Origin of the sequence: Streptomyces sp. NPDC058877, assembly GCF_042742855.1 — a bacterium.
Taxonomy (GTDB): domain Bacteria; phylum Actinomycetota; class Actinomycetes; order Streptomycetales; family Streptomycetaceae; genus Streptomyces.
This window is the reverse complement of the sequence record NZ_JBHYMF010000111.1, coordinates 1-22472: the sequence shown is the minus strand read 5'-3', so window position 1 is coordinate 22472 and position 22472 is coordinate 1. Positions and strand designations below refer to the sequence as shown.

18 protein-coding genes and 1 pseudogene are annotated in these 22472 nt (G+C 73.5%); 12 read left to right on the top strand and 7 right to left on the bottom strand.

Annotated elements, in window-relative coordinates:
* Nucleotides 1–2: 2 nt before the first annotated feature.
* Entirely contained in the window at nt 3–488 is a 486-nt protein-coding gene (locus ACFW2Y_RS23635) for a GNAT family N-acetyltransferase (RefSeq protein ID WP_384882640.1), read from the bottom strand.
* Nucleotides 489–540: 52 nt separating this feature from the next.
* On the opposite strand from ACFW2Y_RS23635, the pseudogene ACFW2Y_RS23630 reads away from it, so the two are divergent.
* From ACFW2Y_RS23630 to ACFW2Y_RS23605, 6 genes and pseudogenes are all read left to right on the top strand, one after another.
* Nucleotides 541–726: pseudogene (locus ACFW2Y_RS23630) on the top strand (endonuclease/exonuclease/phosphatase family protein); the annotation flags it as partial.
* A gap of 300 nt (nt 727–1026) precedes the next feature.
* Nucleotides 1027–1548 (top strand): transposase, encoded by a 522-nt coding sequence (locus tag ACFW2Y_RS23625; protein ID WP_384882643.1) that lies wholly within the window; start codon nt 1027–1029, stop codon nt 1546–1548.
* 102 nt (nt 1549–1650) lie between these two features.
* The gene (locus ACFW2Y_RS23620) at nt 1651–3060 is read left to right on the top strand and encodes a PLP-dependent aminotransferase family protein (RefSeq protein WP_384882637.1); all 1410 of its coding nucleotides are present in this window, start codon (nt 1651–1653) and stop codon (nt 3058–3060) included.
* A gap of 122 nt (nt 3061–3182) precedes the next feature.
* Nucleotides 3183–4793, top strand: coding sequence for an alkaline phosphatase D family protein (locus tag ACFW2Y_RS23615; protein ID WP_384882634.1), 1611 nt, complete (start codon nt 3183–3185; stop codon nt 4791–4793).
* A gap of 301 nt (nt 4794–5094) precedes the next feature.
* Nucleotides 5095–7791, top strand: coding sequence for a DUF6493 family protein (locus tag ACFW2Y_RS23610; protein WP_384882631.1), 2697 nt, complete (start codon nt 5095–5097; stop codon nt 7789–7791).
* 88 nt (nt 7792–7879) lie between these two features.
* Nucleotides 7880–9316 (top strand): GNAT family N-acetyltransferase, encoded by a 1437-nt coding sequence (locus tag ACFW2Y_RS23605; protein ID WP_384882628.1) that lies wholly within the window; start codon nt 7880–7882, stop codon nt 9314–9316.
* Here the strand turns inward: ACFW2Y_RS23605 and ACFW2Y_RS23600 are convergent.
* Nucleotides 9237–10454, bottom strand: coding sequence for a trans-sulfuration enzyme family protein (locus tag ACFW2Y_RS23600; RefSeq protein WP_384882625.1), 1218 nt, complete (start codon nt 10452–10454; stop codon nt 9237–9239). The two genes, ACFW2Y_RS23605 and ACFW2Y_RS23600, sit on opposite strands and share 80 nt — an antisense overlap.
* Nucleotides 10455–10513: 59 nt before the next feature.
* Here ACFW2Y_RS23600 and ACFW2Y_RS23595 point away from each other — a divergent pair, with 59 nt between their 5' ends.
* The 3 genes from ACFW2Y_RS23595 (at nt 10514) to ACFW2Y_RS23585 (ending at nt 13287) form a co-directional block, all read left to right on the top strand.
* Nucleotides 10514–11011, top strand: coding sequence for an Lrp/AsnC family transcriptional regulator (locus ACFW2Y_RS23595; RefSeq protein WP_384882622.1), 498 nt, complete (start codon nt 10514–10516; stop codon nt 11009–11011).
* A gap of 40 nt (nt 11012–11051) precedes the next feature.
* Nucleotides 11052–12764 carry a DUF885 domain-containing protein gene (locus tag ACFW2Y_RS23590; protein WP_384882619.1) on the top strand — a complete coding sequence of 571 codons (1713 nt, stop codon included), beginning with the start codon at nt 11052–11054 and terminating at the stop codon, nt 12762–12764.
* 73 nt (nt 12765–12837) lie between these two features.
* A complete protein-coding gene (locus tag ACFW2Y_RS23585; protein WP_384882616.1) occupies nt 12838–13287 on the top strand; it encodes an Lrp/AsnC family transcriptional regulator in 450 nt (149 codons plus the stop codon).
* Here the strand turns inward: ACFW2Y_RS23585 and ACFW2Y_RS23580 are convergent.
* The 3 genes from ACFW2Y_RS23580 to ACFW2Y_RS23570 all read right to left on the bottom strand — a co-directional run bounded on the left by ACFW2Y_RS23580 (nt 13277) and on the right by ACFW2Y_RS23570 (nt 18316).
* Entirely contained in the window at nt 13277–16321 is a 3045-nt protein-coding gene (locus ACFW2Y_RS23580) for an AAA family ATPase (RefSeq protein ID WP_384882613.1), read from the bottom strand. The two genes, ACFW2Y_RS23585 and ACFW2Y_RS23580, sit on opposite strands and share 11 nt — an antisense overlap.
* Nucleotides 16318–17487 carry an exonuclease SbcCD subunit D gene (locus ACFW2Y_RS23575; RefSeq protein WP_384882610.1) on the bottom strand — a complete coding sequence of 390 codons (1170 nt, stop codon included), beginning with the start codon at nt 17485–17487 and terminating at the stop codon, nt 16318–16320. Before ACFW2Y_RS23575 ends, ACFW2Y_RS23580 begins: the two co-directional genes overlap by 4 nt.
* A gap of 202 nt (nt 17488–17689) precedes the next feature.
* On the bottom strand, nt 17690–18316 hold the full coding sequence (locus ACFW2Y_RS23570; RefSeq protein ID WP_384882607.1) for a YigZ family protein: 627 nt from the start codon (nt 18314–18316) through the stop codon (nt 17690–17692).
* A gap of 385 nt (nt 18317–18701) precedes the next feature.
* Between ACFW2Y_RS23570 and ACFW2Y_RS23565 the strand changes: the two genes are divergently transcribed.
* Complete coding sequence (locus ACFW2Y_RS23565) at nt 18702–19145, top strand: CoA-binding protein (RefSeq protein WP_384882604.1); 444 nt, start codon at nt 18702–18704, stop codon at nt 19143–19145.
* Nucleotides 19146–19370: 225 nt separating this feature from the next.
* On the opposite strand, the gene ACFW2Y_RS23560 is transcribed toward ACFW2Y_RS23565, so the two are convergent.
* Complete coding sequence (locus ACFW2Y_RS23560) at nt 19371–19943, bottom strand: helix-turn-helix domain-containing protein (protein WP_384882601.1); 573 nt, start codon at nt 19941–19943, stop codon at nt 19371–19373.
* Between the two features lie 104 nt (nt 19944–20047).
* Here ACFW2Y_RS23560 and ACFW2Y_RS23555 point away from each other — a divergent pair, with 104 nt between their 5' ends.
* Nucleotides 20048–20911 (top strand): EamA family transporter, encoded by an 864-nt coding sequence (locus ACFW2Y_RS23555; RefSeq protein ID WP_384882598.1) that lies wholly within the window; start codon nt 20048–20050, stop codon nt 20909–20911.
* Between the two features lie 109 nt (nt 20912–21020).
* On the opposite strand, the gene ACFW2Y_RS23550 is transcribed toward ACFW2Y_RS23555, so the two are convergent.
* Complete coding sequence (locus ACFW2Y_RS23550) at nt 21021–21788, bottom strand: acyltransferase (protein WP_384882595.1); 768 nt, start codon at nt 21786–21788, stop codon at nt 21021–21023.
* 144 nt (nt 21789–21932) lie between these two features.
* On the opposite strand from ACFW2Y_RS23550, the gene ACFW2Y_RS23545 reads away from it, so the two are divergent.
* Nucleotides 21933–22460, top strand: coding sequence for a gamma carbonic anhydrase family protein (locus tag ACFW2Y_RS23545; protein ID WP_384882591.1), 528 nt, complete (start codon nt 21933–21935; stop codon nt 22458–22460).
* The last annotated feature ends 12 nt before the right edge of the window (nt 22461–22472 follow it).

Sequence of the window (22472 nt, the reverse complement as noted above, 5' to 3'; positions counted from 1 at the left end):
CGTCAGACCAGCGGCTTCGTGAAGCAGCGGCTGGCCTCGTGGTGGCGGTAGTGGCCGAACTTGGCGGCGGCGGGTGCGTAGCCGCTGGAGAGGTAGAGGGCGATGGCCTCGGGCTGCTCGGTGCCGGTCTCCAGGACCACGCGGGTCCGGCCGGCGGCGCGGGCGTCCTCCTCCAGGAGGGCCAGAATGCGGCGGGCCAGACCCAGGCCGCGCACCTCGGGGATCACGTACATCCGCTTCAGCTCGGCGTCCCCGTCCGCGTACCCCTCGCCGTTCTCGTCCTGGGCGCGCCAGGCGCCGCTGGCGACCGGGCGGTCCTCGGAGTCGTACGCGAGCAGGTAGAGGCCCCGCGGCGGCTCGAACATCGTGGGGTCGAGCGGTGTGGCGTCGCCCTCACTGTCGCCGTAGCGGACGACGTACTCGGCCAGCACCTCGTCCTGCAGTTTCACGGCGTCGGGGTGGTCGTAGGGGGTCGGCTGGATGCGCATGACATCGATCGTACGTGTATGCGAGTCGCGGGGGTGTCGGTATTCTCCCGGGATGTTCCCCGTCACGACCGCGAACGTCAACGGTCTCCGTACCGCCGCCGAGAAGGGCTTCGTCGAGTGGCTGGCGGAGACCTCCGCCGACGCCGTCCTGCTCCAGGAGGTGCGCGCCGAGGAGGCGCAGCTGCCCGAGGAGGTCAAGGCCCCCGAGGGCTGGTTCACCGCCCACGTCCCCGCCGCCGGATAGGGGCCGCCCCGCTGGCCCGGCTGTTCGAGATCCTGGCCGGACCGGTGGCCGACCCCACCCAGCCCGGCTCCTTCCACCAGGGCCTGCGGACGGTCGCCCTGGACGGAACCCTGCTCCACGTCCCCGACCGCGACCGGCCACCTGCCCGACGGCTCCTACACGGCCCTGCTGACCGGCGAGTACCGGGCCGGGCACGGCTACGGCCTGGTCCCGGTGCGGGTGATCGAGGCGTGGGCCACCATCACACTCACCGACGGCACCATCCGGCGCGAACCCTGACGGCCGGTCACCAGCCTGCCCGACGCCGACCGCTACCCCGCCCACGAGCTGGTCGATCTCTACCACCGACGCTGGCAGGTGGAGACGACCTACTTCTCGATCAAGACGACGCTGCTGGACGGCCGTGTCCTGCGCTCCCGCAACCTTCAGGACCTTGACCAGGAGGTCTACGCTCTCCTGACTGCCTACCACACCCTCATCCGCACGGCCGGCGACGCCCTCGCCGCCCGCCCGGGCACACCGATGGAACGGGTCAGTTTCACCGTCCTACTCCAGGCCACGACCGACCAGGCGGTCAACGCGACCGGAATTCTGCCCACCGGACCGGCCGCCCTGCTCGGCGCGAACGGCCAGGCCGTCCTGGACGGGCTGCTGCCCGCCCACCGCCGACAGCGGATCAAGGCCCACACCCGGAAGAACCCGACGAGCAAGTACGGACCGAACGCCGACGCCCACCCCCAACAAGCCCAGACCCACACCCTCGAGGTCCGTGCCGAGCACCTCCGCGCGGGGCTCACAGCCCGCCGCAGAACGTAAACGCAACGGCGTTGCCCTGGACGTACAGCGGTGATCATGGGGGGGGCTGACCGGGCGGGCGCCGCCGGCCCGGACCGGGACGACGAGGAGGGGCACGGGGGAATGACGAGCCATGGACGGGCCGCGTGGGAACTGCTGCTGCCCGCCGTCGGCGCTCCGGCGCGACGGCGGGGACGGGCCCTGCAGGAGGCCTTGCGGGAGGCCGTGCGCTTCGGGCGGCTCACGGCCGGGACGCGACTGCCTGCAAGCCGCGAACTCGCCGCCGACCTGGGCGTTTCCCGGGGCCTGGTCACCGAGGCGTACGAGCAGCTGACGGCCGAGGGGTACCTGCGCAGCGAGCGGGGCGCGGGGACCTGGGTGGGCGACACGGCCCGGGCGGCCGTGCCCGGCGCCCGTGACCCGGCCGCCGGGTCGCCCGGGATCCGGGTGGACTTCCGCCCGGGAACCCCCGACCTGTCGCTGTTTCCGAGGAGCGCTTGGGCGGCGGCTCAGCGGGCCGTGCTCAGCCGGCTCCCTCACCCGGCGCTCGGCTATCCGGACCCCCGCGGGCTGCCCGAACTGCGCGGGGCGCTGGCCGCGATGCTGACGCGGCGACGCGGCGTGGTGGCCGATCCGGAACGGCTCGTGGTCTGTTCGGGCGTGGCACAGGCGTCGACGCTGCTGGGTTTCGTCCTGCGGGCCCGCGGGCTCCGCCGGGTCGGGATCGAGGATCCCGGCAGCCCGGAGCACGGACACCTGTTCGCCTCGACCGGCTTGGAGACGGTGTGGCTGCCGCTGGACGAGGAGGGCTTGCGCCCGGGGCCGCTCGCCGACTCCGGGGTGCGGGCGGTGGTCGTGACCCCCTCCCACCAGTTCCCCTCCGGAATCGCCTGGTCGGCGGAGCGTCGGGCCGCGCTCCTCGACTGGGCGCGCGCGGTGGACGGGTACGTCCTGGAGGACGACTACGACGGCGACTTCCGCTACGACCGCGCCCCCGTCGGCGCCCTCCAGGGCCTCGACCCCGAACGGGTCGCCTACGCGGGGTCGGTCAGCAAGTCGCTGGCCCCGGGGCTGCGGCTCGGCTGGTTGCTCGTCCCGGAGGCACTGCTCGACGGGGTCGTCGAGCGGAAGCGGACGATGGACCTCGGCAATCCCGTCCTCGACCAGGCCGTGCTCGCCGAGTTCGTGACCCGGGGCGGGTACGACCGGCAGTTGCGCCGCTGCCAGCGCGCCTACCGCGAGCGGCGGGACGCGCTGCTCGCCGCGCTCGGCGCGCACCTGCCCGGGACCGGGGTGACCGGCATCGCGGCGGGACTGCACGTCATCGCGCGCGTGCCGGAACGGTTCGGGCCGGCGGAACGGCTCCTGGCCCGGGCGGAGGAAGCCGGGGTGGCGCTGCGCCTGCTCCGGGAGTACGGCACCGCACGCCCCGCGGACGGGGACGTCCGGCTCGTCATCGGGTACGCACACCTGTCCGCTGCGGCCATCGACGAGGGGATCCGGCGGGTGGCGGAGGCGTGCGGGGCGGGGTGACCGGTGCGCACTCCGCCGGGAGGTTCTGTTCACACGGGGTTCGCGTGGGCGCCGCACCCGGCCGTTAGGCATGGTGCGGCGCACCGCCCACGACCGGAAACGACAGCCCCGGAGGCCCCTCCATGTCCCGATCCGTGCCCGGCTCCTCCCCTTCGACCGCCCCCGCGTCCTCTCCGGGCCGGCGCAACCTCCTGCGCGGCTCGCTGGCCGCGTCGGCGGCACTCGCCCTCGGCGGCACCGGATTCGCGGCGCCGGCGTTCGCCCGTGCGGGCCGCCCGCACGCCGCATGGGGCGTGCAGGTGGGGGACGTCACCGCCTCTTCGGGACTGGTCTGGGTGCGGTCGGACCGTCCTGCGCGGATGCTCGTGGAAACCTCGGCGACCGGTTCCTTCCGGCGCGTGCGACGCCACCACGGCCCCCTGGTCGGCGCGGGCACCGACTTCACCGGCACCACCGCCCTCCGCGGCCTCCCGGCGGGAGAGCAGATCCACTACCGGGTCACCCTCGTCGACCCGGACGATCCCCGCCGGTCGGGCGCACCGGTCCTCGGCACCTTCCGCACCGCTCCGGAGCGACGTCGCGACGGGATCCGCTTCCTGTGGTCCGGGGACATCGCGGGACAGGGCTGGGGCATCAACCCGGACATCGGGGGCTTCCGCGCGTACGAGGAGATGCGTCGCCTGGATCCCGACTTCTTCCTGTGCAGCGGCGACACGATCTACGCCGACGGGGTCATCCAGCCGAGCGTGCCCCTGCCGGACGGACGCGTCTGGCGGAACGTCACGACGCCGGAGAAGGCGAAGGTCGCCGAGACCCTCGACGAGTACCGGGGCAACTTCCGCTACAACCTCCTCGACCACAACGTCCGGGCCTTCAACGCGCAGGTGCCCTCGGTGGTGCAGTGGGACGACCACGAAGTGCGGAACAACTGGTACCCGGGGCAGATACTGGACGACCCCCGCTACACCGAGAAGGACGTGGACGTCCTCGCGGCCCGCGCCTCGCAGGCGTTCGGCGAGTACTTCCCGGTCTCCACGCTCCACCCGCGCGGCACGGGGCGCGAGCGCCGGATGCACCGGGTGGTGCGGTACGGGCCGCTGCTCGACGTGTTCGTGCTCGACATGCGCTCGTACCGCAACGCCAACTCGCCCGGTCGACAGGCCGATGACACCACCGGCATCCTCGGTGCCGAACAGCTGGCCTGGCTCAAGCGGGAGTTGACCGCTTCCCGGGCCGTGTGGAAGGTCCTCGCGGCGGACATGCCGATCGGGCTGGTCGTGCCGGACGGTGCGGCGAACTTCGAGGCGATCGCCCAGGGCGACCCGGGAGCGCCCCTGGGCAGGGAACTCCAGATCGCGGAACTGCTGCGGTTCGTGAAGCACCGGCGGATCACCGGCACGGTGTGGTTGACGGCGGACGTCCACTACACCTCGGCGCAGCACTACGCGCCGGAGCGGGCGGCCTTCCGGGACTTCTCCCCCTTCTGGGAGTTCGTGTCGGGACCGCTGGCCGCCGGCGGGTTCCCCGCGAACGCCCTGGACGCGACCTTCGGCCCCGAGCGCGTGTTCGTCCGGGCGCCGGAGCGGGCGAACCTGTCCCCGATGGAGAGCCCCCAGTACTTCGGCGAGGTCGACATCGACGGGCACAGCGGGGAGCTGACCGTGCGGCTGCGCGCCGAGGGCGGAACGGTGCTGTTCAGCAAGGTCCTCCAGCCGGGACGGGTCGGCCAGTAGGGCCCCGGACGGAGACGGGCGGGAGCCGGATCCGGCGGATGTCAGTGCGGGGGCCTAACGTCGTTCCCATGAGGCGATCCTCATCGGCGCCCGCCCGTGTCCTCCCGTCCGTGCCGCAGTCCGCGTGCTCCGACCGGCCACCTCGGATCGGGCGTTGCGACGCACCGCAGGCCCGGGGCCGTACGCATCGGCACCGGAGCGGGGCCGCGTGCGGGGCGGGCCCGGGCGGAGCGACGCGGCGCGGCGGGCGCCGGGGAGGGACGCCGCGGGGAACGGGACGGGGAAGGACGTGGCAACGGACATGGAAACGCTTGACGGCGAGGGGCACGGCGGCCGGGACGCCATCCGCGTCGAGGAGCTGCTCGCGGCGGTGCGCGCGGGCGAGCACCGCCGGGTGCCTGCGCTCTTGGAGCCGCTGGACGCCGCCGCACGTGGGGCAGCACTGGTGCGGTTGGAGGCACTGCGCGCCGAGGTGCGTGCCGGGAAGGGGGTGCCCCACCCGGACCTGACGGACGGCATCCGCAGCGCACTGTGCGTGGCGGGCGCCGGCTGCGCCCCGACGGCGGCAGCGGCAGCGGGCTGGCTCGGCGCGCGCGGTCTCCCCTTCCGGGAGGAGGACGGCCCCCTGGTCCTCGCGGCGCTCGGTGACCGGGACCCGGCGTGGGCGGCGGAGCTGATGGGACGCCTGGCCGGACGCCGGTCCGTGGCGGAGAACGGCTACGCGCTGCTCCACAGTCTCGCGGTGCGTTGCGGACGTGCGGTTCCCCCGACCGACGGCTACGTCGCCGGGTGGACCCGCCACCTCACCGATGACCAGCTCGTGGAGCGGCTCCGGGAAGACCCTCAGGCGCCGGTCCTGGTGGAGCACGCCCTCACGATGGCCGAGCCGCCCGAACGGCTGGCCCGACCGGTCGGGCACCGTCCGGCGGAGCACTGGCCCTCGGCGTTGCGGGGGCTCGTCTCCGAAGGGGTCCTGGACCGTGCCCGGGTCCTGGACGCCGGTGTCTCCCGGCTGCTGCGGGGCGGTCCCCTCCGCCACCTGCGCTTTTCACTGGAGGTGGTGCGCCTGCTCGAACCGAACGCGAACGAGTTGCGGGCGCGGATGACCGACTGGACCGACATCGCGGCGGATGCTCCGTCGCCGGTCGCCGGGTACGCCCAAGAGGCCCTGGCAGGGCTGGCCTCGGCGGGCGCGCTGCCGGCCGGGGCGCTGGCCGAGATGACGGCCGGCGTGCTCCTCCGCACCGAGAAGAAGCTCCTGCGGGCCCAACTGGCGCTGGTGGAAGAGGCACTGGTACGAGCGCCGGACGCAGTCGACGAAGTACTGCCGGCCGTGGCGGAGGCCTTCGGGCACGAGGACACCGGTGTGCAGGAGCGGGCCCTCACGCTGGTGGGGCGCCATCTGTCCGCCGTCGACGCGGAGGTGCGGCAGCAGCTGGCCGAGGCCGCCGGGCTACTGGGCCCGACGCACCGGCGGGCCGCCGAGGCGCTGTTCGGCCGGGGCCTGGGGGCCGGGGTCGTGTTCCCGTACGAGGAGATCCTGCCGCCGGTTCCCGAGCCCCGGCTGCTCGCTCCCCCGGCGACGACGGTCGAGGAGTGGGTGGCGGAGCTGGTGGTGCAGGGGTTCCCGGAGGATCCCGTGGCGTGGGAGCGGGCCCTCGACGGTCTGGTGCGGCACGCCCACCGGGACCGTGAGGCCCTGGCCGGGGCGGTACGGGAGGCCCTTCCCCGACCGCCGTGGCCACCGGAGGCCCCTTCCTCCGCACGTCACCACCGGGGGTTCCCCGTGGTGCTCGCCGGGCTGCTCGGCGCGCTGGACCGGGACCTGGTCGCCCGACACCGGGCGAAGGGGCCCGGGCCGGAGACCTGTCTCCACCGAGCGCTGTCCGGAACCTTCGACGCCCGACTGTGGGAGGCGGCCGATCTGATCGGCACGGGCGCGTTGCCGTTCCTCCTTTCCACGCCGACCTGGCACACCGGGGCGATCGACCCGCTGGCCCTGGTGGAGGGAGTGCGGGGGTACCGGGAGGCCGGCGTCGAGCCCGCTCCCTGCGACTTCGCCCAGGCCCTGGTGCGGGTCCAGCGGACCGATCCGTCGGCGGGACGGGCCGCGGAGGAGGCGGAGGCGCTCGGCACCCCGGCCGGCCGGCGGCTCGCCGCCTGGTTGCGCACGGGAGGGGCCGACCCGGGTGCGGCGCCCCTGGGGGCGACCGTGCGGCTCCTCCCCGAGGAGCAGGACGGGCCCTCGGGGAGGAGGTGGTTGACCGACCGGATCGTGGTCGACCTCGGTGACCGTCCGGTGCTGCGGGAGGAGTTCCCGCCCGCCTTCCGCTGGCTGGGCGGCGTGCCGGAAGCCGCTCCCCGGCACTGCGGTCACGGGGCGGGGACCCCTGCCCCGTGGGCTTCGGTGCTGCCCGCCGACCGGGAGCTACTGGCGGCCTGTCTCCTGCCGTTCCTGGCGAACTGCGTCGACAGGGACGCACGGGGGGCGAGCGAGCCCCTCACCGTGCTGGCCGAGGCCGCGGGCCCGGTGGGTCGGGCGGTCCATCTGGCCCTGGCGTTCGGTCTCGGCTGCGTGGACGCGGACGACCGGCTGCGTGCGGTGGACGCCGTGCTCGTCCTGGCGTCGCGGGGCGAACTGGACGCCCGACGGTTGGGCACGGAGTTGGGGACGCTGCTCGCGGAGGGTTCGATCAAGTCGAACCGGCTGGCGGACGCGGTCCGAACGGCGTCCGCGGCAGGAGCGTACGGAACGGTCTGGGCGGTGCTGGCGGCGCTGCTTCCCGAACCGCTCGGCAAGCCGGGGGCGGTGCGGGGGCTCGGTGAGGTGCTGGCGGTCGGCGCCGACTGCGCGGAGCGGTGCGGGGCTCGGGACGAGGTCGCCGGGCTCGACGCCCTCGCTGCCGGAGGGGGTTCCTCACAGCTGGTGGTGCAAGCCACCCGACTGCTGAGCGTGCTCCGTCAAGGGAACAATCAATCTCCGCCACAAAAGGCCTGAATCGGTCTTTAAGTCGCCAGATAGGCGCTTAACCCATCAGTCACAAAGCGTTCGTGATCACGCAACACCTCTGGGTCACAGTGAAGCCATGACCGATGTGACGTCTTCGAAGAGCGCCCGCCGCCCGCACCACTGGCGGCACGACCTGATCGAACTGGCCGCCCTGTTCACCGCCGTGGTGGTGGCCGACACCATCGCCAAGACCATCGTCAAGGGCCCCGAGGGACCCTACCTGCTGGTCTTCTCGGCGATCGCCCTGGTCGCCACCGCCGCGTTCCACGCCTGGTGGGCACGGAGGCACGGTCATACCAGCCATGCGCCGCCCGCCGATGACACCGGCGGGCACGGCACCACGGACCGGTCGGCGGCGACCGCACCGGCGGAGGACGGGGAGGAGGGACGGACCGGGCCGCCCGCCGCAACCTCGCTGTGGCGCATGCGAACCACCGTCGCGGACACCCCGGGCAGTCTGGCCTCGCTGTGCACGGCCCTCGCCCGACTGAACGTCGACATCCTCACCCTGCAGACGCATCCGCTCGCCGACGGAACGGTCGACGAGTTCCTGCTCCGAGCCCCCGCGGACCTCTCCGCACAGGCCCTTGCCCACGGGACCGCTGCCGCCGGAGGGCGCGACACCTGGACCGAACGCGCCGATGCCCACGACCTGGTGGACATCCCGACCAGGGTGCTCGGTCTCGCCACCCGCACCGCGCTCGACACTGCCGAACTGCCGCTCGCGCTGCGCCAGCTCCTCGGTCGCTGCACCCTCCGCTCCGTACCGGCCGTCTCCCTCACCGGTCGCCCCACCGGCGAACAGGCCCCGGTCGAAGGCGTGCTGGAGGAGACCACGATGCGGCTGCGCGATCCGCACGGAGGCACGATCGTCGTCGAGCGCCCCTATCTGCCCTTCACCCCGACCGAGTTCGCCCGGGCCCGGGCCCTCGTGGAACTCGACGCCCGGCTCGGCCCGCGCGTCCCGCGCAGCCAGGACGTGCTGACCCTGCCCGAGGGCAACGAGATCACCGTCCGTCGGGCCGACCAGCGCGACCTGCCCGCCGCGCGGGCCATGCACGACCGCTGCTCGGCCCGCACCCTGGGCCTGCGCTACCACGGCCCGGTCGGCGACGCCGACCGCTATCTCGACCACCTGCTCAGCCCCCGCTTCGGACGCACCCTCGCCGTGCAGACCGCCTCCGGTCGTCTCGTCGCCCTCGGGCACCTGCTGTGGGACGGCGACGAGACGGAGGTGGCCCTCCTCGTCGAGGACGACTGGCAGCGGCGCGGCATCGGCTCCGAACTCCTCGGCCGCCTGGTGGCGATGGCCGAGGAGGCCGGCTGCGCCAGCGTGTACGCCGTCACCCAGTCCTCCAACACCGGGATGGTGGCCGCGATGCGGGCGCTGAACCTCCCCCTCGACTACCAGATCGAAGAGGGCACCCTGGTGATCACCGCACGGCTTGCCCCGGCACCGCGTCCGGAAGCCCTGACCGTGCCGCACGAGGAGACCCGGCGGGCGGAGCGCTGAGCGCCTGGGTGATGTCGCGCCACAGGTCCTCGACGTCCTCGAGGCCAACCGACATCCGCAGCAGGCGGTCGCTGACGCCCGCCGCACGGCGATCGCCCTCGGCCACGATGCGGTGGCTGATGGAAGCCGGGTGCTGGATGAGGGAGTCGACGCTGCCGAGACTGACCGCCGGGGTGATCAGCCGCACTCCGGCGATCACGTCGTGCGGGTCCCCGTACACCTCGAAGGCGATCATCGCACCGCCGATCCGCGGATAGTGGACACGGGCGATCCGGGGGTCGGTGACGAGTCGTCTGACCAGTTCCGCAGCCGTCGCGGACGCCGCCCTGACCCGCACCGGAAGGGTGGAGAGGCCCCGCAGCAACAGGTAGCCGGCGAGCGGATGGAGCACCCCGCCGGTGGCGAAGCGGACCTGCCGGAGGGTGCGGGCGAACTCCTCGTCGCAGGCGACGACTCCGCCCATGACGTCGCCGTGGCCACCCAGGTACTTGGTCGCGCTGTGCAGCACGATGCGCGCGCCCTGCTCGACGGGGCGCTGGAGCACCGGCGTGGCGAAGGTGTTGTCGACCAGGAGCGGCACGGAGCCGCAGGAATGGGCGAGGGCGCGGACGTCCGCCTCGGCGAGGGTCGGGTTGGCCGGCGACTCCACCATGACGAGGCCGGTGTCGGGCCGGATCGCGTCCGCGACGCCCGCCGGATCGGTCCAGGTCACTTCGGTGCCGAGCAGGCCGCCGTCGAGGAGGTGGTCGCTGCAGCCGTAGAGCGGACGAACCGCGACGACGTGCCGGAGGCCCTGGGCCGCCCGGGCGAGGAGCACGGCGGTGAGGGCCGCCATGCCGCTGGCGAAGGCGACGGCGGCCTCGGCGCCCTCCAGGCGGGCGAGTGCCTCCTCGAAGCGGGCCACGGTGGGGTTGTCGAGCCTGGAGTAGACGGGCGGCCCGTCGAGCCGGGCGCCCGTGGTCGCGAACTCGTCGATCCGGGCGGCCTCGGCCCGGGCGTCGTACGAGGGGTAGGTGGTGGACAGGTCGAGCGGCGGGGCGTGCAGCCCGAGTCCGGCGAGGTCTTCGCGGCCGGCGTGCACGGCTTCGGTGGTGAGGGCCCTCGGGATGGCCGAGTGGCCGTGATCCATGGCGTCCATGGCGGCACTGTGAACGGATACCGGAAAGTAGCAAGGAAACGCCGTGCTACGTTCGGCGGATGGCCGATTCTGTCGTACTGGACCCGGTTGATCTGCACATTCTCCGCCTCCTGCAGAACGACGCCCGGACCACCTACCGCGAGCTCGCCGCCGAGGTCGGCGTCGCGCCCTCCACCTGCCTCGACCGGGTGGCACGGCTGCGTCGCACCGGCGTGATCCTCGGGCAACAGTTGCGGCTGGATCCGGCCAAACTCGGACGGGGCCTCGAAGCGCTCCTCCTCGTCCAGGTCCGCCCCCACCGGCGTGAACTGATCGGCCCGTTCGTCGACCGGATCCGGGCCCTCCCGGAGTCCCGTGCGCTGTTCCATCTGACGGGCCCCGACGACTACCTGGTCCACGTGGCCGTCGCGGACCCCGCCGACCTGCAGCGTCTCGTGCTCGACGAGTTCACCTCGCGCCGGGAAGTGGCCCGGGTCGAGACCCGCCTGATCTTCCAGCAGTGGGAGTGCGGCCCCCTGCTGCCCCCCGGTTCCGGACCCTCCAAGTCAGCCGACTAGAGCCGGACGAGGGTGACGCGACACCGTCGGAGACGTCAGGATGACCCCCATGCCAGAGATTTCCATCAGCCCGCTGCCCCGACAGGTCGCCGACGACCACGTCGACGCACTCATCGCCCTCGACCCGATCACCGGTACGTACTTGGGAGTCAAGGAGAGCGCGGGGCTGCTCCCCGACTTCTCTCCCGCCGGCCAGCGGGCGGTGGCCGACCTCGCCCGGCAGACCCTCGCCCGGCTCGACGAGGCGGAGCGGGCCCCGGGCGCGGACAGCGAGGCCGAGCGGCGCTGTGCCCGACTGTTGCGGGAGCGCCTCACGGCGGAGCTCGCCGTGCACGAGGCCGAGGAGAACCTCCGGGCGGTCAGCAACATCCGCTCTCCCGCACACAGCGTCCGCATCGTGTTCACCATGATGCCGACCGACACCGAAGCGGACTGGGCGGCGATCGCCGCCCGGCTCCGCGCGGTGCCGGCCGCGTTCGACGGTTACCGCGCCGCGCTCGCGCTGGGCCTGGAGCGCAAGCTCTTCGCCGGTCCGCGCCCCACGGCCACCTTCATCGACCAGCTCGGTGAGTGGGCGGGGGGCGGAGGAACGGGGCAGGGCTGGTTCGAGGAGTTCGCGGCGGCCCGTCCCGACGACCTGCCGGAGGGACTGCGCAACGAGCTCGAAGCCGCGGCGAAGGAAGCCACCACCGCGGTCGTGGCGCTGCGGGACTGGATGCGGGACGCGTACGCCCCGGCCGTGGTCGATGCTCCGAACACGGTCGGACGCGAGCGCTACCGGCGTTGGAGCCGCTTCTTCAACGGCACCGACCTGGACCTCGACCTGGCGTACGCGTACGGCTGGTCGGAGTACCACCGCCTCCTCGCCGAGATGCGGACCGAGGCCGAGCGGGTCCTGCCGGGCGCGGACCCCTGGGAGGCGCTCGCCCACCTCGACGAGCACGGCACCCACATCGAGGGCGTCGAAGAGGTCCAGGTCTGGCTCCAGGAGCTCATGGACGAGGCCGTCGAGGCGCTCGACGGCACCCACTTCGAACTCGCCGGACGGGTCCGGCGGGTGGAGTCCCGGATCGCCCCGGCGGGCGGTGCCGCAGCCCCGTACTACACCGGCCCGTCCGAGGACTTCTCGCGTCCCGGCCGCACCTGGCTGCCGGTGGACGGTACGACCCGCTTCCCGGTGTACGACCTGGTGTCGACCTGGTACCACGAGGGCGTGCCCGGCCATCACCTGCAGATCGCGCAGTGGGTGCACGTCGCCGACAGCCTCTCCCGCTACCAGGCCACCCTCGGCAAGGTCAGCGCCAACGTGGAGGGCTGGGCCCTGTACGCGGAGCGGTTGATGGACGAGCTGGGCTTCCTGCCCGACGCCGAACGCCGCCTCGGCTACCTCGACGGCCAGATGATGCGTGCCTGCCGGGTGATCGTGGACATCGGCATGCACCTCGGCCTGGAGATTCCCGCGGACTCGCCCTTCCACCCCGGCGAACGGTGGACCCCGGAGCTCGCAGAGGAGTTCTTCCAGCGACACAGCAGCCGCCCCCCGTCCTTCGTGGAGAGCGAGCTGACCCGCTACCTGTCGATGCCCGGCCAGGCGATCGGCTACAAGTTGGGCGAGCGCGCCTGGCTGCTCGGCCGCGCGAACGCCCGGGCCGCGCACGGCGACGCGTTCGACGCCAAGGCCTGGCACATGGCCGCCCTCTCGCAGGGCCCGCTGGGCCTGGACGACCTGGTGGACGAGATCTCCCGGCTCTGAAGCACGCCCCCGGGCACGGGAAATCCCCGGTCGATCGCTTGATCGACCGGGGATTTCCCTGCACCCTCTCTCCATGAGCAATGCATACGTCCCCGACGCCACTGACTGGCGCATCCTCGAAGCACTCCAGTCCGAGGGCCGCGCCAGCTTCGCCGAGCTGGCCCGCGCCGTGTCGATGTCAGCGTCCGCGGTGACAGAGCGGGTGAGGCGCCTGGAGGACGCGGGGGTGATCACCGGGTACACCGCGATCGTCGACCAGGACCGCTTGGGATACGCCGTCCTCGCCTTCGTGCGGTTGCGCTACCCCCACGGCAACTACAAGCCGTTCCACGACCTGCTCGACACCACGCCCGAGGTCCTGGAGGCCCACCACGTCACCGGCGACGACTGTTTCGTCCTCAAGGTCGCCGCGCGTTCGATGAAGCACCTGGAGTCGGTGAACGGGAAGATCTCCGCGCTCGGCGCGGTGACCACCAGCGTGGTCTACTCCTCGCCGCTCCCTCGGCGCCCCTTCAGCCGCTGAGCGCGTCCCCTCCGGTGCGCAGCCGCACCGCCGAGCCCTGCCGCGCCTTGACGACCTCCAACTGGGCCGGGATGCGCCGTCGCAGATCGGGCACGTGGCTGACGATGCCGACGCTGCGGTCCCGTTCGCGCAGGGAGTCCAGGACGTCGAGGACCTCGTCGAGGGTCTGCTCGTCCAGGCTGCCGAAGCCCTCGTCGATGAAGAGGGTGTCGAGCCGGACGCCACCGGCTTCGTCGGTGACGACGTCGGCGAGGCCGAGGGCGAGGGCCAGGGAGGCGAAGAAGGTCTCGCCGCCGGAGAGCGTCGCCGTGTCGCGCTCGTTGCCCGTCCAGGCGTCGACGACGTGCAGGCCCAGGCCGGCACGCTTGCCGCCGGCGCGGACGTCGGAGTGGACGAGGGCGTACCGCCCGGCGGACATGCGCTGGAGCCGGGCGGTCGCGGCGGACGCGACCTGTTCGAGCCTGGCCGCCAGCACGTACGACTCCAGGCGCATCCGGCGCTCGTTCTCCGCGGAGGTGCCCGCGGTCAGGGCGGCGAGGCGGGCCACCCGGTCGTACTCCTCGCGGAGCGGCCGCATGCGGCGCACTTCGGTGGTGGCTTGCCGGGAGAGTGCGGCGAGTCCGGTGACCCGACCGTCGGCGGAGGCCAGGGCGGCGGAGGCTTCGCGGAGTGCGCGCTCGGCCGCCGTGTGGGCGGCTGCCGCGACGGCCGGGTCGGCGGGCGGAAGCGCTGCGGCGGCCACGGTGGCGGGCTCGGCGAGTCGGTCCGCGACGGCGGCGGCCTCGGCTTGCCAGGCGTCCACGCGCTGCTGGTGTTCGCGACGCTCCCGCTCGTCGAGGAGCGCCGCGGCGGCCTCGGCCGGGGTGGCGAAACCCGCGCGGTAGGCGGCGTCGGCCAAGCGGTCGTCGGCCTCCTTGAGGCGCTGGGCGGAGAGCTCGGCGGCGCCCACGGCTTCGGCGGCGTCGACCAGTAGGGCGATGTCCTGTTCCAGCCGGGCGGCGTGTTCGGCCACGGTGGCGAACGCACCGCGCCCCCGGGCGATTTCCTCGTCGAGCGCGGACCGCTCCCGCATCAGGGCTTCCCGGCGCGAGGTCCGCGCCGCGACCCGCCGCTCCGCCTCCCGCTGTGCGCCCAGCCGTTCCTCGTGTTCCCGCTCGGCACGCGCGAGCGCCTCCCGGGCACGGTGCGCCTGCCCGGCGAGCGTGCGGGCCTCGGTGTGCAGCTGATCCAACTCCTGCACTTCGCGGTCGAGTTCGAAAACGGTGGGATCGGCGTCACGCCCCTCGCCCCCGGGCCCCACCGAGGCCTCCGCGCATGCGGCGGACCATGACTCGCGGGTGACGGCCAGCTCCCGTTCGACGGCGGTGCGCTGCTCCTCGGCACGGGTGTAGGCCGCGTAGGCGGCGTCCTCGGCGGCCCGGTCGACGTGGTCGGCGGTGGTCCGGGCCGGGACGGGGTGGGAGGTGGAACCGCAGACCTGGCAGGGGGTGCCGGGGGCGAGGGCGGCCGCGAGCTCGGCGGCGATGCCCTCCAACCGACGGGACTTGACGTCCAGCCAGCCCTCATGGGCTTCGTTCCGTCGTTCCCGGGCCGCCGCAAGGCGCGTTTCGGTCCTCAGGACGTCCTCGGCGAGCGCGTCGCGGCGGCGGGCGGCAGCAAGCCGACGACGGGCCGGCTCCAGGCGGCCGGCGAGCCGTTCGGCGCGAGCGGCGGCGTCGCGGGCGGCCTCGACCCCTGCGGTGAGGGCGGCGCGCCGGGGGTCCCAGTCGGCGAGCCATTCGACCGCGTCCCGCAGCGCGTCCTCGTCGGCCCGCGCCTCCCGGTCCAGCGCCGCACCCTCTTCGGCGATGACGGCCGCCCGCTGCTCGGCGCGCCGGGCCGCCTCGAGTCCACCGAGGTCTTCGCGCAGCCGGCGCTCGCGGGCGGCGAGGAGTTCGGCACCGGCATCAGCGAGGTCGGGCGGCAGGTGGTGCCGGGAGCGTTCCCGGGCGACCCGAGCAACGGTGTGCTCGCGCTCGGCGTCCTGGCGCAGTCCGAGCGCGGGGGCCACCCGGTCGGCCCTGGTGCTCCGGTCGAGGGCGTCCTTCAGGCGCTCGTGCTCGGGGGCGCGTGCGGTGAGCCGCTCGCGCCGTCGGAGGGCATCGGCGTGTCCGGCCTGTCGACCGGCGAGGTCGTTCTCGGCGTCGAGGGCCGTGCGTGCGGCGGTCTGAGCGGCCTCGGCGGCGGCGAGGCGCACGCCCGCGATGTCCAGGGCCTCGTGGGCCTCGGTGCGGGCGACGGCGGCCCAGCTGAGGACGGAGTCGCCGAGACCGGGGGCGCCGGGCCGGCCCTCGACGGGGGTGCGGGCGGCTTCGAGGCCGCTCGCGGCCTGCGCCATGCGGTGGGCGAGGGCGAGCAGTCGCGCGTCTCCGTCCTCCACTTGCCGCTGGGCAGCACGGCGCAGCTCGGCGAGGCGCTCTTCGACGGCGGCGAAGCGCCGGGTGTCGAAGAGACGGCCGAGGAGCTTGCCGCGGGCCTCGGCGTCGGCGCGCAGGAACCGGGCGAAGTCGCCCTGGGGAAGGAGGACGACCTGGCAGAACTGGTCGCGGCTCATGCCGACGAGCCGGGTGATCTCCTCCCCGATCTCCTGGTGGGAACGGCTGAGGCCGATCCACTGGCCGGTGACGGGATCGTACTGGCGCAGCCAGGTCTGGGCCTTCTCGTTGGTGAAGCCGCCGCCGCGCTTCTTGGGTCGTGGTTGGGCGGGGCGACGGGTGACCTCCAGGCGCCGGTCGGCCACGGTCAGTTCGAGGACGACCTCGGTGGGCGTGCCGACGGGGGCGTGGTCGCTGCGCAGGGAGGTGCCGGGGTTCTGGCGGGCGCCGGGCACGCTGCCGTACAGGGCGAAGCAGACGGCGTCGAGCACGGAGGTCTTGCCCGCGCCGGTAGGCCCTTGGAGGAGGAAGAGGCCCGCGGAGGACAGGGCGTCGAAGTCGATCCGCTGCGTGGTGCCGAAGGGCCCGAACGCGGTGATCTCCAGACGGTGCAGCCTCACCGGTCCACCTCGCGCTCGGCGGTGTCGACCCGCACGTCGTCGAAGGCGCCGTACAGGACCGCCCGTTCGGGTTCGTCGAGGGCCGTACCGCGTACGTGGGCCACGAAGTCCTCCGCGATCTGTTGGTCGCTGCGGTCCCGGAGCCGCTGGGCGTAGGAGGCACCGGAGCCTTCGCCCCCGGTGGGCTCGGGGTCGAAGACCAGGCTGAGGGCGTGCGGGAAGCGTCGGGCGAGCCGGGTCATGGGGTCGGCGGGGCGCACGGGGTCGGTGAGGGTGGCCTCGACCCAGGACTGCTCGTGCGGAGCGAGCGAGGGGTCGGCGAGGAGGTCGTCGAGCCGTCCGCGGATGCGGGCGAGGGGGCGTGGCACAGGACAGTCGAGGCGTGCGTCACCGGTGATCGTCCCGTCCTCGGAGAGGTCGATCAACCACATGGTCTTGCGATGGTCGGCCTCGGAGAAGGAGTAGGCGAGGGGGGAGCCGGAGTAACGGATCCGCGGGCTGATGACCTGGCTGCCGTGCAGATGGCCGAGGGCGACGTAGTCGACGCCGCGGAAGGTTCCGGCGGGGACGGCCGCGACGCCGCCGACGGTGATGTCCCGCTCGCTGTCGCTGGGTGCACCGCCCGAGACGAAGGCATGGGCGAGGACGACGGAGCGGGTGCCGACGGGCCGGCGGGCGAGGTCGGCACGGACCCGGTCCATGGCGGCGGAGAGGACGGCCTCGTGGCTGGTCTTCTCGGCGGCGAGCCGCTCGCGGACGAGGGCGGGTTCGAGGTAGGGCAGGCCGTAGAGGGCGACTTCGCCGTGTGCGTCGGTGAGGACGACGGGGGTGCCGATGCCGTCCGGGTCGGTGCGGAGGTGGATGCCGGCCCGCTCGATGAGCCCGGCTCCGACGCCGAGGCGGCGGGCCGAGTCGTGGTTGCCGGAGATCATGACGGTGGGCACCCCGGCCCCGGCGAGCCGGTGCAGCGCGGCGTCGAAGAGTTCGACGGCGGGCAGTGAGGGCACGGCCCGGTCGTAGACGTCACCGGCGACCAGCACGGCGTCGACGTCGTGGGCGTGGACGCTCTCCACGAGGTGGTCGAGGAAGGCGGCTTGGGCGTCGAGGAGGCCGACGCGGTGGAAGGACCGGCCGAGGTGCCAGTCCGAGGTGTGCAGGAGCCTCACGATGCCGTCCCACCCCGCATGTGTGCCGCTCCTCGTCTCCGGTTCCGTGTGCCTGCACCCACCACGCTATCCCGAGCGGGGGTCGTGCGTGGCCGTCCCGCCGGGCCCGTGCCGGGCCGTCGTGCCCCGGGCTTCCGGGCGGGCGCCGCCCGGTCCCGGGGCCTCCCGGTGCGCCCGGCCGTCGGGAGCGGGCCCTCACGGCTCAGGCGTCGCCGTACGCCTCGCCGCCGAGTTCGAAGGTGGCCGTGCCCGCCGTGGCGTCGGCGAGCCAGCTGCGGAAGGCGGGTACGTCCGCGTCCGGGAGGCCGATCTCGATGGTGACGGCCTGGGCGTACTGCACGTCCCGGACGGCTCGGCCGGTGGCCCGCAGGTCGTTCTCCAGCTTGCCCGCCCGCTGGTGGTCAACGGTGACCGTGGCGAGTCGGAAACGCTGCCGGGTGATCGTGCCCAGTGCGTCGAGCGCCTCGCCGACCGCCCCTCCGTACGCGCGGATCAGACCGCCCGCACCGAGCTTCACGCCACCGTAGTAGCGGGTGACGACCGCGGCGACGTACCGCATCTCGCGGCGCAGCAGCATCTGCAGCATCGGGACGCCGGCCGTGCCGCCCGGCTCCCCGTCGTCGCTCGCCTTCTGCACGGAGGCGTCGGCGCCGAGGACGTACGCGAAGCAGTTGTGGGTGGCGGTGGGGTGCTCCCTGCGGATGCGCGCGACGAACTCCTGCGCCTCCCGCTCGTCGGCGACGGGCGCGAGCGCGCAGAGGAAGCGCGAGCGGTTGATCTCGGTCTCGTGGACGCCCTCACGGGCCAGAGTGCGGTACTGCTCCTGCATCCGCCCAGCCTACGTTCCTTCGGTGCCGCCCTCTCCGGCGGTGCTCCCGGCCTTGAAGCGCTCTCCTCGCTCCGCAAGCTCGGGAAGGAGATTCCCGTCCGCCTTGCGGTGGCGGGCTTGACGCGTTTCGTGCGCCTGACGACTGCCCTCCCGGCAGCGTGCGGGGGCGCGGGGCGGGACGTACGCGTACGAGTTCGCCCGGCCGTCCCTCGTGGAGGCTCCGTGCGGGGTCGAGCGGCGGGCGCGGGAACGCCGATCGCCCCGGTGGAGGGACGGCTGCGGGGGCGCCGGCCCCGGGGACGTGCCGCCGGGGCCGGGCGGGAATCACGGCTCGGCGCGGCTCGTTCACACGGAGGACGTGCCGCACCGAGGAGAGGCAGTAGAAGTGACGAGCGTAGACACCACGGCCCCGGAGCCCACCGCCTACTCCGCGGCGGACGCGGTGCGGCGGATCCTGACCTCCGCGGGCGACACCTGGGCGGTGGTCGGCCTGTCCACGAACCAGGCGCGCGCCGCCTACGGGGTGGCGGCCGTCCTCCAGCGCTTCGGCAAGCGGATCGTCCCGGTCCATCCGAAGGCGGAGACGGTCCACGGCGAGCAGGGGTACGCCTCGCTCGCCGACGTCCCGTTCCCGGTCGATGTCGTCGACGTCTTCGTGAACGGTGAGCAGGCGGGTGCGATCGCCGACGAGGCCGTCGCGATCGGGGCGAAGGCGGTCTGGTTCCAGTTGGGCGTGATCGACGACGAGGCTTTCGCCCGCACTCTGGAAGCCGGCCTGGACATGGTCATGGACCGCTGCCCGGCGATCGAGATCCCGCGCCTGGGGTGAGCCGCGGGAGCGGTGGGCCGACGGGACGCCGCGGAGTTGCGGCCCCGTTCCGGGAAGTCGGGCGGGGCCCCTGCCGGCGGACGGCTGCCTGCCGCGGCAGTGGCCGTCGGCCGCGGGGACCCGTGCGGTGTCGGCGGGGAAGTACCCGCGGGAATTCCGTGCCCCTCCCCCGGGCGTCGCGCCGGGCCTGCGGTGCGGCGCCGGGGACGAGCGCTGCTGCCGGCGTCAGCGGACGGGCGGGATGGAAACGGCCATCGTCATCTCGACCGGCTCGTCCCCGTCGTTGCGGTAGGTGTGGGGGACGTTGGCCTCGAAGACGGCGGAGGTGCCGGCCGGGAGCGGGTGGTGCTCGCCGTCCACGACCAGGGTGAGCGTTCCGGTGGTGACGTGCAGCAGCTCCACGGTGCCCTCCGGGTGCGGGTCGGAGGTGCTCTCGTCACCCGGCATCAAGCTCCAGGACCAGAGTTCCAGGGGGCCTCGGGCCTCGGTGCCGACCAGCAGGGTGGTGTGGCTGCCGGTGGGGGTGGACCACATGCGGACGGCCTGTTCGGGCGGGACGAGCCGGACCTGGGGGCCCTGGTCGTAGTCGAGCAGGGTCGTGATCGAGACGCCGAGGGCGTCCGCCAGCTTCACGGTGGTGCCGACGCTGGGGTTGGTGCGGGCCTGCTCGATCTGGATGATCATGCCACGGCTGACGCCCGCACGGGCGGCGAGTGCGTCCAGGGTGAACCCCCGTTCCTTGCGCCAGCGCTTCAGGTTCCGGGCGAGCGACTGTGTGAGCTGGTCGAGGTCCGACACATTCCGTCCAATATTCTGGATGACAGGGTCCAATAAACTGAACTACGGTGGAGTGCACCCCACCGTTCACCGCACTGTACTGCCGCATTTCCCTGCGAGGACCCATGACCGCCCTGTTCGCCCTCGCCACCAGCCTGCTCTGGGGCCTCGCCGATTTCGGGGGCGGGCTCCTCACCCGACGGATCCCCGCACTGACGGTCGTCGTGGTCTCCCAGGTCCTCGCCACCCTCGCCCTCGGCGCGATCGTCCTCGCGACCGGCGCCTGGACGGAGGTCGACCCCTCGCTCTGGTACGCCGTCGGGGCGGGCGTCGTCGGCCCGGTGGCCATGCTCGCCTTCTACAAGGCGCTCGCGCTCGGCCCCATGGGCGTCGTCTCCCCGCTCGGTTCGCTCGGCGTGGTGGTTCCGGTCTCCCTCGGCCTCCTCCTCGGCGACCGACCGGGGCTGCTCCAGTTCGCCGGGATCTCGCTCGCGGTCCTCGGCGTCCTGCTCGCGGGCGGTCCGGAGCTCCGCGGGGCTCCCGTCCGCCGTCGGGCCGTCCTGCTGACACTGGTCGCGGCCTTCGGTTTCGGCTCGGTGATGGCGCTCATCGCCGAAGCCTCCACGACCGTCACGGGCCTGCTCCTCGCCCTGTTCGTCCAACGGGTGACCAACGTCCTGGTCGGCGCCGGCGCCCTGTACGCCTCGGTGCGTCGGGGCGGCCGAGCACTTCCCGAGGACGGCCCCGGAGCCGTCCGCTCGGCGCTCCCGGCCCTCGCCTTCGTCGGCCTCGCCGACGTGGCGGCCAACGGCACGTACGCGATCGCCGCCCGCTCGGGCCCGGTCACCGTGGCGGCCGTGTTGGCGAGCCTCTACCCGGTCGTCACTGCCCTCGCGGCCCGCGGAGTCCTCAAAGAACGCCTCCGCGCCGTCCAGGCGGCAGGAGCGGGGCTCGCCCTGGTGGGCACGGTGCTCCTCGCGACGGGCTAGCGGGCGAAGGCCCACGCCCCGCCACGCCCCGCCCATCGACACCACAGGAACCGGGCGGGGGTGACGGGGTCACCCCATCGCCCCCACCGCGGCCCCGCCGCCGAACGGCTCAGGAGGGAACGGACTCCGAACTCCCCGCGCGCCGGGCCTCCCACACCGCGAGCGCCGCCAACTGCTCCGGGGTGACGTGCTCCGGAATCGGGACCGGGGCGGGGGTGCGGAGCGGGGGCTGCCACCCCTTCTCCGCGTCCCAACGGCGGACCACCTTCGCCGGCGCGCCCGCCACCACCGCGTGGTCGGGGACCTCGCCCCGCACCACCGCGCCCGCCGCGACGACGACGTTCCGGCCGAGACGCGCACCGGGGAGGACCACCGCACCCGTGCCGAGCCAACAGCCCGGACCGATGACGACCGGTTCCGAGCGGGGCCACTGACGGCCGACGGGCTCGTCCGGGTCGTCGTAGCTGTGGTTGGTCGAGGTGATGTAGACGTACGGACCGCAGTACGTGTCCGAGCCGATCGACACCTTCGCATCGGCGATGACGTGGCTGCCCCGACCGAGGACGACTCCGTCGCCGAGGGTCAGGACCGTGTCCGCCCCGAGGTCGAGGTCGGGCAGCATCCCCGCCGCCAGCGTGACCTGCTCGGCGATGATGCAGCACTCGCCGATCTCGATCCACGGCTCGCCGAAGACCGTGCCCTGCGGAAAGGCGAGCCGGGTGCCAGCGCCGAGGCGACGGAAGCGCAGCTTCCCGGGGTGCTCGGCGGTGACGGAGCCCGCCTGCTGCACCCAACGCCAGCTCCCCTGCACGGCACGGGCGAGGACCCTGCGGCGCCAGGCGGCAAGGGATGAGAACGTGTTTCTGTTCCGGGGCACCCGGCCACCGTAGTCGGCACCGTCGTACCTGATCAGTGCGGTGCGCTGTGATGTCCGTCATGAGCACGGCATAGGCTGCGCCGGGGACACCCCGGGCGTGACACGACGGCCGACGATCTGACGATCTGACGATCAGGAGCGAACATGACAGAGGCGTTGATCAAGGGAGTCGGCGGCAAGGAGCCGCAGATCGATCCGACCGCCTTCACCGCCCCGACCTCCGTGGTGCTCGGCGAGGTCACGCTCGGCGCCCGCACCAGCATCTGGTACCAGGCGGTGCTGCGGGCGGACTGCGGCCCCATCACGATCGGCGAGGACTCCAACGTCCAGGACAACTGCACGGTGCACGTCGACCCCGGCTTCCCCGTCTCGATCGGAGACCGGGTGACCGTCGGCCACAACGCCACCGTGCACGGCTGCACGATCGAGGACGACGTGCTCGTCGGCATGGGCGCGACGGTCCTCAACGGGGCCCGGATCGGCGCCGGCTCGCTCGTCGCCGCCCAGGCACTCGTCCCGCAGGGGATGGAGGTCCCACCCGGCTCGCTCGTCGCGGGCGTGCCGGCCAAGGTGCGCCGCGCACTGACCGAGGAGGAGAAGGCGGGCATCCAGCTGAACGCCGAGATGTACCTGTCGCTCGCCAAGGGACACGCCGAGGCCTTCGAGGACTGAGCGCCACCCGAC